Genomic DNA, 12,035 nt, shown 5'->3' with positions numbered 1-12,035 from the left:
AAAATATCCTATAGAATAGACTTTTTTAAGCGTCTATTCTATAGGATATTTTTTAATTATCATATTTTTATTTGTTAAAACAACTTAATTCTCAAACACAAAATTAATCTTATTATCTTTCCACTCTAACTTCGCATCAAATGTTTTCTCGCCCTTTTTAAAGCCTTTAATTAAATCGGTCTTTTCACCTTTTAATAGCTTTGTCATATTCTTTTGCGAAATTGTTTTACTTAATATTTTCTTCGAGATGGTAAAGTCACATTGTGTCGTGTTGTAATTAGAACAGCCGTAAAACGTTGACTTATCAATTACATCGCCATCACATTTTTTACAGCTACCAACCTTTTTACCTGTTGTAAATTTCGATCCTTTTCGCTCAATCGATTCAACATGCAATCCAGTAAAGTCCCATTTCTCTGACATTTCCACTGCATCTTCAATAATTTTAGCTGATAGCTTTTTCGTCTGTTCCATAAATGTAGCTGGTGAAGCTGTACCTTCACCAATTTCCGCAAGACGTTGTTCCCATTTCGCAGTCATTTCTGGTGAAGCTAGTATTTTGTCACCAATTGCGGTAATTAATACTTTTCCTTTATCAGTTGCATACACTTGGTTTTTCTTTACATCTATATACTTACGGTCTTTCAGCATCGTAATAATACCTGCGCGAGTCGCTTCCGTACCTAAACCTTCTGTTTTCTTTAATACTTTCTCCAGCTCTTCATTCTCTAAATACTTACCAGCTGTTTTCATTAACGTAATAAGTTGTCCTTCTGTATAGCGCTTCGGTGGCTGTGTTTTTCCTTCTTTCACTTTCACCTTTACAACTTTTCCTTCTTCGCCTTCAGCTACAATTGGAAGAATGGTTTCGTCATCTTTATCGTCTTGGAAAATAACTTTACGCCAACCTTCTTGAATTTGCTGTTTTCCTTTTGAAATGAATTCAGCACGTTCATCTACAAGCGTAATGATTGTTGTATAGTCAAAGATTGCAACTTCATAATGAGCTGCAATAAGCCTTCTTACGATCATATCGTATATTTTCTTTTCATCACCTGATAGTCTGCTTGGGTTTGTAACTTGCTCTGTCGGAATAATTGCGTAGTGATCTGTTACTTTCTTTTCATTTACATAACGCTTGTTATTCATAATGGATTCAACCGGAGCCGGTAATAAGCCTTTATATTCATCAAACTGACTTAACTTCTGTAAAATATCAGGGAACGTCGCTGCTTCTCCTTGTGTAACATAGTTAGAATCTGAACGTGGATAAGAAACAATCCCTTTTTGATATAGTGCTTGCGTTATATCAAGCGTCTTTTTCGGTGAAAACTTAAAGGCTTTATTTGCCGTTGCTTGCAGTGATGATAAGTTAAATAAAAGCGGCGGCTGAAACTCTTTACGCTCCGTTTTCATTTCCTTCACAACAGCCGGTTTCCCTTGGCAAAATGCCGCAATTTTATTCGCCATATCAGGGTCTTTTAAGCGGGATTCATTATCCTTTTCCCATTTCCCGTCATATTTCTTTCCTTCTATATTAAAGGTTGCAAACACTTCCCAGAAAGGCTCTGACTTAAAGTTTTCAATTTCTTTCTCTCGCTTTACAATCAATGCTAACGTTGGTGTTTGGACACGACCAGCAGAAAATACATCATTCATTCCTTTTTTCTTTAACAAAATACTAAAGACACGTGATGCATTCATACCAACAACCCAGTCAGCGCAAGATCTTGTGTATGCTTCGTAATACGTATTAATTGTATCTGATTCATCAAGTAGATTTTTAAATCCTTGGTAAATAGCTTGCTTCGTTAAAGATGAAATCCATAGACGTTTCATCGGCTTTTGCACGTTACAAAGATTAATAATATTTCGTACGATCAGTTCCCCTTCACGCCCAGCATCTCCTGCGTGAATGATTTCTGTTACCTGTGGATTATGTAACAGCTGTTTCACAACGTTAAATTGCTTATACTTTGACTTTGTTACTTCAAATTGAAATCGTTCAGGAATCATCGGTAACGTATCAAGTGACCATTTTTTCCACTCTGCGTGATAATGCTCTGGATTACATAACTGCGTCAAATGACCAATTGCCCATGTACAGTACGCTCCATTTGGAAATAACTCATTCGCTTCTACTTCTAAATATCCATCTTTCCGGCGATATTTAAACTGTGAAACAAGAGCCAACCCTTGATCTGGTTTCTCGGCAATAATTAATTTCATTTTATAACTCCCTATCTGTATTCCAGTGTTACTTTCATTGTCTATATGTTTAGAAGCGATGATAAAACAACAATCTTATTTATCATTCGCGGTTTGTCTCGCAAATGGGAGACCTATAATATTATACGCTTATTCTTTATGGCTTCACAATAGAAACTCATAATATAACAATTTCTTTCACATGCTTATAATTAAAAAAGACGCCCTAAAAAATCAAGCGTTCCTTTGCTTACATCTATGAAATTGTGCAGATAATATGCAGATATTAATAAGCATAAGTACCCTCCATATAAACATATGATGAAATGAACGATAGGACAAGGAGGTATCATAATGTTTGCTTATACGTTAACTACCTTAACACTTTGCTGTACTTCGATTCTTATTACATCCTATATTTCTAAACGTAAGGGTACCCTAATGGAGTATATGGTATTTATTATGTCTTTTAGTATGAGTATTGGTTTAAGTATTGGTTTTTACTTAGGCATTCTCTTTAAGGGGGAATTACTATATTCTACTTTGCTTGCTATTTTAATTAGTGGTTTTATCGGTTTCTTAATCGGTCTACGTTTTCACCTATATACTGCTTTAGAAGGAATGTTCTCTGGATTAATGGCAAGTATGATGGGAGCAATGATTACAGAAATGTTAAACGCTCAACAAGCTCATAGTATATTGTTCATTAGCCTTTTACTTACTATAACGATTACTATGTCCTGTGTGATTCAATTGTTATCGGAGAACTTTTCTACTTTTATCCAACAGCGTTTTTTGTTATTACTTTCAATTAGTGTAGTAATTATCGTTGCCGTATTTACGACATTCCCAGATCATACTCCTGCACCTTCACCTGGGCATAACCAACATATACATTAGTACTTGCAACAAAAATGAATAAGCAGCTATCCATAGGATAACTGCTTAATATTACTCTGGCTTATTAGGAATGTTTCGGTTTGGAACATAATCCGATTTGTAATCTGTATATTTTACTTCTGTTACCATCCCAGCTGAAGCATGGTGTAAATCATGACAGTGGAACATCCACTCACCAGGATTGTCTGCTACAAAGGCTACTTCATATTCTTCTCCTGGCCTCAAATTCAATGTGTCTTTAACAATCGGAGAACCTTCTATCGGTTTTCCATCTTTACTCAACACCTGGAAGAAATGACCATGTAAATGCATTGGGTGATCATCCATTTTAGAACGATTTACCAACTTCACTTTTACTAAATCACCCTTTTTTACTTGAATTGGGTCAATATCCGGAAATACCTTTCCGTTAATTGTATATACCATTTCATTTCCATTCATTTGCGTATTTAAGTCCATATTATATGTGGCAGTATACTCTTGATTTAACGGGAAACTTCCTAATTTTTTAGTACCATATTTCATGATATCTACTTTCGGTAATTTTTCTTTTTCGTCTGCTTTATCTTTCATCTCTTTGCTGCCATCATATTCAATAACAGCTTTCATTCCTTTTGCACCTTTATTTTTCGAATGGTCTTCAACATACCATTTCCCAGGTTTATTAGCAGTAAATTCAATATCATAACGTTCACCCGGTGCGATTGAAATTACTTTATCCTTTATAACTTTTGGATCATTTATTGGTTGACCATCTGTCGCAATTACTTTTATATCATGACCGTGAACATGTATATCATGTGATAGATAACCAGCATTAACGAGTCGAAGACGAACTTTATCTCCCTTATTCACTTTCAATGGCACTACTAAATCACCGCTTTTTCCATTGATTGTGAATAAATCATACATACTCATATCATGACCTTCCATCTTCATATTTCCATGGTCCATTCCCGCCATATTGCCAGAGTCTTTTTGATCACTGCCCATGTCCATACCAGAATGAGCCATGCCGTTCTTATCATCATTCTTTTCCTCATTTTCATTACCTTTAGATTTATTACCTATTTGCCCTTTTGTCATTTCTTTTAACTGCTTATTCATTTCTTCTTTATCTGTAACCCATTCATCCAACATTAATGTGTAATCTTTATCATATTTTTCCTTTGTATCTTCTACAATGAGCGCTCCATACAAACCTCTATCTAATTGATTTACAGAATCTTGATGCGAGTGATACCAGTACGTTCCTGGTACGTTCGCTTCAAATTCGTAAGTGAAACTTTTTCCTGGTTCAACTGCATCTTGTGTCACGCCTGGAATTCCATCCATGTTATTTGGGACAGGATATCCATGCCAATGAATAGATACTGGTGCAGATAATTCATTTTTTAATGTCACTTTCACCTTTTCACCTTTTTTCACCCGAATTTCTGGACCAGGTGATGAGCCATTAAATGTCCAGACTGGAACAATAACACCGTTACCTAACTTTTGCTTTTCTTCTTTCGCTACTAAAGTAACTTCTGGTCCTTTTTCAACCTTCAATGGTTTTGTAGCTGTTTCAGCCTGTATTGTTTTTTTATCTTTCATATTTTTATGATCATTTGTTGTATTTGTGGCCAAAGAACATGCAGCAATTAAAAATATTACAGAGACCGTAACAGCTGTTAATACAAATCGCTTCATGGAAAATCCCTCCTTTTTCTTTTTCAAAATCATTATAGAACTTGATTTTCAAGAAAATAAGGAGATGTAATTAGATAATACGTAAGCTAATTGGAAGATTACTAAAAGCGGAGACATTACAAGAGGCGAATATTTTAAAAGTATAAAATACTTCCCTTGTAGCGACTATATTAGCCGTTCCCATATTTATTTTGACGTTATTTCTTAAGAAACAATAACACTGCTATTATTAAATAAGAAAAATGTAGCTAAAATGCTCTTCACAAAAGAACTTAGATTTTTGTATAATAAGAACTAATGTTCCTCACAAGGAAACAATGGACTCAAATTACACAAATATATCAAATAGAAGAGGATTGATATACGATGAAAATTGATAGACCAAAAATTTCACCAGAGTTATCTTCAAAGAATTTTCAAGATATTTTTTATGAAGAAGATCCAACATTGGAAGTGTGTGAAATTATAGACTCCACTTTCGAAAATGAATCTGTAGATAGAGTGCGATTATATGATGCGGTGATAAAAAACTGTAAGTTTACTAATACAGACTTTAGCAATATTGATATTACAGATGTTTGTTTTGAAAACTGTGATCTATCAAATGTTAATTTAAGCAATTCTTCTGTTCACAGAGTCGAATTTAAAAACAGTAAATTAATCGGAGTAAATTTCACAGAATCTAGCTTAGGAAATGTTAAATTTGAGAATTCAATTTTGAATTTAGCGGCATTTGGAAATTCCAAACTAGAAAAAATCATCTTCAATGAAACTTCATTAAATAATGCAGATTTTTTTGACTGTAAACTTAAAAAAGTTGAATTCCAATTATGTAGTCTTGATGAAGCTAATTTTGATCAGACATCACTGAAGGGGATAGATATTAGTTCTTCTACCTTTGATACACTTACAGTTTCAGTGAACGATTTAAGAGGATGTAAAGTATCAACATATCAAGCTGTTCAGTTTGCTACTTTATTAGGATTAATAATTAAAGATTAGTATTTCGAAGAAAAGAACCCTATCCCGAATCATGGATTTTTTAATTGTCCACGATTCGAGATAAAGTTCAAATAAATTAGTGATGACTCTTTTATTATTTAACTACAGCTTGGTTTCCTTTTACATGTTCATTATTTACACTCATAAATTCTTCAATTTCTTCAACTTCCCTAATGATATCTTTTGACAAGTTTTCATACCCGTCTTTCGTTACAAGAATGTCATCTTCAATACGAATTCCAATTGATTCTCCTTCAATATAAAGACCAGGTTCAATTGTTATAACCATACCTTCTTCTAACACTCTATCTTTATATGTTCCTACATCATGTGTATCTAAACCAAGGAAATGGCTGACACCATGATAATAGTATTTTGATAACTCTTCATCTTCTTGAATTAAACCAATTGCTTTACACTCTTCTGCCAGTACTTTTTTTGTATGCTCATTTAATGCAGCGAACTTTAATCCTGGCTTAATAAGTGCTGTTGTTTCTTTTAATGCTTTTAATACAATATTATAAATTTGTTTTTGACGACTAGAGAATGTTCCATTTGCCGGGAATGTATAACTAATATCAGCGTTATAGTAGTCTTTTTGAGCACCTAAATCTAGTAATACTAAGTCACCATTTTGAATTTGTGCATCATTATCTTCATAATGAAGAACTGTAGCATTTTTCCCACTCGCCAAAATTGTATTGAACGCATGGTGCTTAATGCCAGATGATTTCAGTGTAAAATCAAATTGAGCTTCTAATTCATACTCCATCATGCCTGCTTTTGCATTTTTTAACACATTGTAAATACCATCTTTCGTTACAGCAATCGCTTCTTTAATAATTTCAATTTCTTCCTCTGTTTTAAATACTCGTAATTCACAAATGTTCGGATATACATTACCAATTGTTACGTGTGGGTATTTTTCTCTTACATGTTTAGCAAATGCTAATGTTTTTGTCTCCGTACCATTCCAATCACGACGTTCTATATCTAAATATAGATGCTTCGCATTTTCTGTAAAAAGTATATTTGACATTGTCTTTTCAAAGCTATCTAAATATACAACTTTCTTTATACCTGAAATTTTCTCTGCTTCTTCGTTAGAAACTGTTTTACCGACCCATTTTTCCATTACTGGATCTGACTTTTCAATGAAAAGTGTTTCTTCAACACTACTTCCAACCTTTTTCAGCATAAAAATAACATTTGGTTCATCGATTCCCGTTAAGTAGTAAAAATTACGATTCGGTACAAATTTATAATGTGCATCAGCTGACATATGCGGTGCTTGTCCCGCAAATAATATCGTAATAGATCCCTCTGGTAATGTGTTTGCTAATCGTTCTCTATTTTGAGCAAAAAATGTTGATTTCATAATAATCCCCCTAGTGTTCTATGTATGCTTGTGAAACTAATCATCAATACAATTCATTCTATTATTGTTATAATTTTTCGTCAATTAATAGTACTCATAGCCAAAGGAGAATTTTCATTACTAAGGTCCCTTCCACGCTAAATTATGCATACCACTCCACAATTTCTTGACATTTATTCCATATACTTAAAATCACGTATATAGGAAAGGGGCCTACAAATTTGAAACATTATGTAGCAACAGGGTTAGCAATTACTTCTTTATTAATAATTTCAGGATGTTCTAGCAACGTCGAAACAGCACCAGTGAAGAAAGGAACGGCGCAATCTCAACCAAAAAATACAAAAACAGCAAATACGAATCCGCAAGACTTCTATAAAGAAATTACATCTGGAAAAATCGAGCACATTCATGGAATTGGCTATGCAGGAAATATGCTAGGTGTTTCTATTGCCACTCATAGCGGGATAAAAGTTTATCAAGATGGCAAATGGTTTGAAACTAAGACTGAGCTACATGATTATATGGGATTTCAGGCAACGAAGAACGGATTCTTTGCCAGCGGTCACCCTGAACCAGGTGCAAATTTAAAAAACCCTTTAGGATTATTGAAAAGTTCTGATGGTGGTAATACTCTTGAAAAGCTAGCATTTTACGGAGAATCTGATTTTCATAACCTTGCTATCGGATATAATACAGAAGCAATTTATTTATACAATGAGCGTCCAAATTCTAAATTACAACAAGGTTTTTATTTCAGTACGAACAACGGACAAGATTGGGAAAATAGTAAGTTAAAAGGTCTTTCAAGTACGATTCATTCCTTTTCCGTACATCCGAATCAATCTAGTGTAGTCGCAGTAAGTGCCAAAGACGGTGTTTACTTATCTACAGATTACGGAAATACGTTTGAAATATTCGCTAAATCACTTGAATCGACCGCAATTACATTAAGTAATGAAGATGTTATTTACGCGCCTATCAATAAGCAAATCGTAACGAAGAAATCCATTGCTACAAATGAGGAGACAAACATACAAATTCCACCTTTAGATCCTAAAGATACAATTATGTATATATCACAAAACCCTCAAAATTCAGCTGAAATTGTATTTGCTACAATGAAAGCAAATGTGTTCCTTTCTACGGATGAGGGTAATACGTGGAAGCAGATTGCTAATGAAGGAACATTCCAATTTAAGTAGAAGGGTGAATATAACGTGTTTTCAACAATTAGTGAATGGAGCTATCAACTCATGTCTCCTTTAATGGATGCCGCGAATGCTACGAAATCTGTACCTCTTTTATTTTCGTTTTTATTAGGCATAGTAGGTACCCTTGCTCCTTGCCAATTAACAGGAAACATTAGTGCTATTACACTTTATAGCAACCAATCTTTACAAAAGGAACATGTATGGAAACATATACTTTTATTCATTTTAGGAAAAATAATGGCTTTTACGACGCTTGGACTATTAGTATGGTTTTTAGGAAAAGAGATTCAGCAAATATTGACTTTGTATTTTCCATGGTTACGAAAAATGATGGGACCTCTATTAATTTTAATGGGGCTACTGTTGTCAGGTATTATAAAAAGAAGATATTTCTTCTCGATTAAATTTATACGAAATCAAAATGAAGTTGGTTCATTTTTACTCGGATTCTTCTTTTCCTTAGCTTTTTGTCCGACTATGTTCGTTCTATTTTTTGGAACGTTAATCCCTTTATCTTTATCATTTAATTACGGGTACTTGTTTCCAACGTTCTTTTCGATAGGAACTGCTCTTCCTATCGTCGTATTAATGTCCTTCATCTCATATCTGGGATTAAACGGGGCATTACTAAAGAAGAGCAGGAAAATAGGAAATAGCATTCAGCGTATAGCTGGTTTTCTCCTTATTTTAATCGGATTTTATGATACTGCTCTTTATTGGTAATACATACAAAAGATAAGCTCTAGTGAAATGAGCTTATCTTTTGTAATATTATATTCATTTTTTCTTTTGCTGTAGTTGAGCTAATAAGTTCTTAACAAACGCGAGAAACAGCGGGTCATTCTCTTTTTTAGGTGACCATTGCATAATAAGTTGTCGTGGAATTGTAATTTCTATCGGCTGTACAATGAAGTCATGAATAATTTGCTTATGTAGTCCTGATAACGGAACGATTGTTATGCCATTAACTTGTATAGTAAGTGCTAATGCTGAACTAATTGATTCTGACTCCATCACTTTATTAACTGTTATTTCATTTTTCATCAAATACGGTTCGAGCACTTCTTTGCAACCAGAAAGCGGCATAATAAAAGGATAATTTTTTATATCATTAATAGTAAGGTTAGGCGGAACTTTTTTTGAAGAAACCATAACATACGGATCTTCACCAATGACATCATAATGAAATCCTTGTATTAAATTTTCTTTTATAGAAATAGAAAAATCTGCACTACCTGATGATAGCCAATCTAACACTTCTTGATAGCTTCCTTCTCGAACTGCAAGTACATATTGACTATGATCAATATTCCCTAGTTGAATACACTCCGCCAAACAATATACAGTAACGGAAGGATACGTAGCTAGTACAATTTTATACAAGCTTTTATTTTTCAACTGGAAAGCTGTTTCCTCAAGTTTTTCATACTCCATTAGAAGTCGATTCACACCAACTAAAAATTCTTTGCCATTTTCAGTTAGAATCGTTCCTTGTCTAGAGCGATCAAATAACGTTATAGCATATCGTTTCTCTAATTTGTTAATAATATGGGTTATTGCTGGCTGTGTCATATGTAATTCCTTTGCTGCCAGACTAATACTATTTAAACGAGCCACATATGTAAAGACTTTAAAATCAAAAACATTCATTCTGTTCTCCTTATATAAAATATATTTATATCATCTATAAATAACCTTCATTATATTTATGAAACCACTTCATTTACACTGAGTATACATCATCAATATTACAAATAGATGAAACTTATATACCCTAGAGGAGTGTTGATTAAATGAGTACTTACATTTTAGTACATGGAGCATGGCAAGGTGAATGGGCATGGGAATTAGTAAAACCTCAACTAGAGGCTTTAGGTCACACTGTTATTACACTAGACTTACCTGGAAGTGGGAAAGATACAACTCCTTCACAAAATATAACGTTAGATTCCTATGTTGATGCAGTAACAGCTAATATAAATCAACAAAATGAAAAGGTTATTCTTGTTGGACATAGTATGGGTGGAATCGTTATCACTCAAACTGCTGAACTTATACCAAATAAAATCGATAAATTAGTATATCTTTGTGCCTTTTTACCACAAAACGGAGAAAGTCTTGGTAGTAAATTAGACGGAGAAGATGGCCCGCAATTCACTATAAATGAAAATGACTTGACTGCTGAACTTATACCTAATCTAATTGAACAAACATTTTTAAATGCTACAGAAGACGGTTCTATTAAAGAAGCATCTTTTAATCAAATGCGTCCTCAACCACTAGGACCCTTCCAACAAGAGCTGAAAATATCTGAAGAAAACTTTGGAGCCATAGATCGCATTTATATTGAAACGACTCTAGATAGAGCGATTCCAATTGATTTTCAGCGCCGAATGAATACAGAAACACCTTGCAAGAAAGTTATTACTTTAGAAGCTGATCATTCTCCATTTTTCTCTAAAGCATCGGCACTTGTTCATTACTTAAATGAATTAAACTAAATTTTTCATAAAATAAATAGACACTCACAGGTGTCTATTTATTTTACTAATTAAAAGCTATCTTTACTCTATCTACATTGCCATGCCCTTTTGCTTCATCTCCCACTTTTTATACAGTAGTACTGCACCAAATAAAAATACCCCCGCAACAAATGAAGCTACTGGTAACATCTTTATCATTCCATCTGGAAATACGAGCGGCAATAATGGAAATGCATACACTGCTGGAATACGTACACCAACAATTTTTAATAAAATAAGCATTAATATCATATTTAATAAAGTGACTACAATCCATGAATCAATCGCAAAGTACAATATTGTTCCAACAGTTGCAGATGCAGTTAATACGACTATTTGTTTAAAAGCCATTTTTTCATTGTACATCGGCTTTTGAAGTGATTCATACACGACAACTAATATTGGTGGAATAACTGCTAATTGTTCATAACCAGTTATCCAACATAAACTGATCCACACAAAGTTTAGTATTAGAAATACAATCATATACTTATACTGTATATTCACTTTTCGCTCCAGACCACTGTTCAATTTAAATATAAGTACACCAACCATTAATATAAATGTTAAAGCGCAGACCGCGATAACAAATGACCATTCCGTCGCATTTGTTACTAATGGTAATAAACCTGTCGCAATTGATGGTGCTAAATTGGATTGAATTACACGCAAAAACAGCATCATGAATACAAGCGTTAAGCTTACTTTCCCTAAATAGGCTATATCTATTTGATTCACCATAAAACCGATTACAGCTGTTATTGACGGTGCAATAAAAATTTTTTCTGGTTGTCTTAACCATCCTGGCTCACGATACGCCCATAAAGCAATTGCCATCGCCGCTATTTCCGGCAAAATGACTTCTGGATCATTTAATAACACACCCGCTGTTACCATGGCTAAAATAAATAAAATAGCCATCGTACATGAGATGATTGTTTCTTTCTTTGAAATTACTGCATTCATTATTACATACTCCTTTGTGCTCATTTCTTTCATAATGTAAAACAACAATTTTATACCCTACTACGGTATTGTAGATTAACATCTTTTCTATTTCAAGTATTAGTAGTCATTTACATTCTCTCTCACCCCATACACTTACAAAACAAGGCATTT

Annotated in this window: 10 protein-coding genes; 5 read left to right on the top strand and 5 right to left on the bottom strand. The window is 33.7% G+C overall.

The features are described 5' to 3' along the window. Positions 1-84: 84 nt before the first annotated feature. Positions 85-2,229 (bottom strand): DNA topoisomerase III, encoded by a 2,145-nt coding sequence (gene topB, locus DN404_RS29805; RefSeq protein ID WP_000766734.1) that lies wholly within the window; start codon positions 2,227-2,229, stop codon positions 85-87. 333 nt (positions 2,230-2,562) lie between these two features. On the opposite strand from topB, the gene DN404_RS29795 reads away from it, so the two are divergent. After that, positions 2,563-3,108, top strand: coding sequence for a hypothetical protein (locus tag DN404_RS29795; protein ID WP_000458541.1), 546 nt, complete (start codon positions 2,563-2,565; stop codon positions 3,106-3,108). A 51-nt stretch (positions 3,109-3,159) separates the two neighbouring features. Here the strand turns inward: DN404_RS29795 and DN404_RS29790 are convergent, their stop codons facing one another. Beyond that, the gene (locus DN404_RS29790; RefSeq protein ID WP_149215838.1) at positions 3,160-4,800 is read right to left on the bottom strand and encodes a multicopper oxidase family protein; all 1,641 of its coding nucleotides are present in this window, start codon (positions 4,798-4,800) and stop codon (positions 3,160-3,162) included. A 366-nt stretch (positions 4,801-5,166) separates the two neighbouring features. On the opposite strand from DN404_RS29790, the gene DN404_RS29785 reads away from it, so the two are divergent. Continuing rightward, entirely contained in the window at positions 5,167-5,802 is a 636-nt protein-coding gene (locus DN404_RS29785) for a pentapeptide repeat-containing protein (RefSeq protein WP_000687270.1), read from the top strand. Positions 5,803-5,896: 94 nt separating this feature from the next. Here the strand turns inward: DN404_RS29785 and DN404_RS29780 are convergent, their stop codons facing one another. Beyond that, positions 5,897-7,180, bottom strand: a complete 1,284-nt coding sequence (locus DN404_RS29780) for an aminopeptidase P family protein (protein WP_000842971.1) — start codon at positions 7,178-7,180, stop codon at positions 5,897-5,899. Positions 7,181-7,401: 221 nt separating this feature from the next. On the opposite strand from DN404_RS29780, the gene DN404_RS29775 reads away from it, so the two are divergent. Continuing rightward, the gene (locus DN404_RS29775) at positions 7,402-8,385 is read left to right on the top strand and encodes a F510_1955 family glycosylhydrolase (RefSeq protein WP_000683847.1); all 984 of its coding nucleotides are present in this window, start codon (positions 7,402-7,404) and stop codon (positions 8,383-8,385) included. A 15-nt stretch (positions 8,386-8,400) separates the two neighbouring features. Then, positions 8,401-9,117, top strand: a complete 717-nt coding sequence (locus DN404_RS29770) for an urease accessory protein UreH domain-containing protein (protein ID WP_000493100.1) — start codon at positions 8,401-8,403, stop codon at positions 9,115-9,117. Positions 9,118-9,171: 54 nt separating this feature from the next. Here DN404_RS29770 and DN404_RS29765 read toward each other — a convergent pair whose 3' ends face one another. Then, entirely contained in the window at positions 9,172-10,044 is an 873-nt protein-coding gene (locus DN404_RS29765; RefSeq protein ID WP_001100328.1) for a LysR family transcriptional regulator, read from the bottom strand. A 143-nt stretch (positions 10,045-10,187) separates the two neighbouring features. Between DN404_RS29765 and DN404_RS29760 the strand changes: the two genes are divergently transcribed. Next, entirely contained in the window at positions 10,188-10,895 is a 708-nt protein-coding gene (locus DN404_RS29760; RefSeq protein WP_025710127.1) for an alpha/beta fold hydrolase, read from the top strand. Between the two features lie 72 nt (positions 10,896-10,967). Here the strand turns inward: DN404_RS29760 and DN404_RS29755 are convergent, their stop codons facing one another. Further along, the gene (locus tag DN404_RS29755) at positions 10,968-11,882 is read right to left on the bottom strand and encodes a hypothetical protein (protein WP_149215837.1); all 915 of its coding nucleotides are present in this window, start codon (positions 11,880-11,882) and stop codon (positions 10,968-10,970) included. Positions 11,883-12,035: the final 153 nt, after the last annotated feature.

It is taken from the genome of Bacillus sp. TE8-1 (genome assembly GCF_008368855.1).
GTDB lineage: Bacteria > Bacillota > Bacilli > Bacillales > Bacillaceae_G > Bacillus_A > Bacillus_A cereus.
The sequence above is the reverse complement of the archived record's forward strand: the minus strand, read 5'-3'. Positions and strand labels throughout refer to the sequence as shown.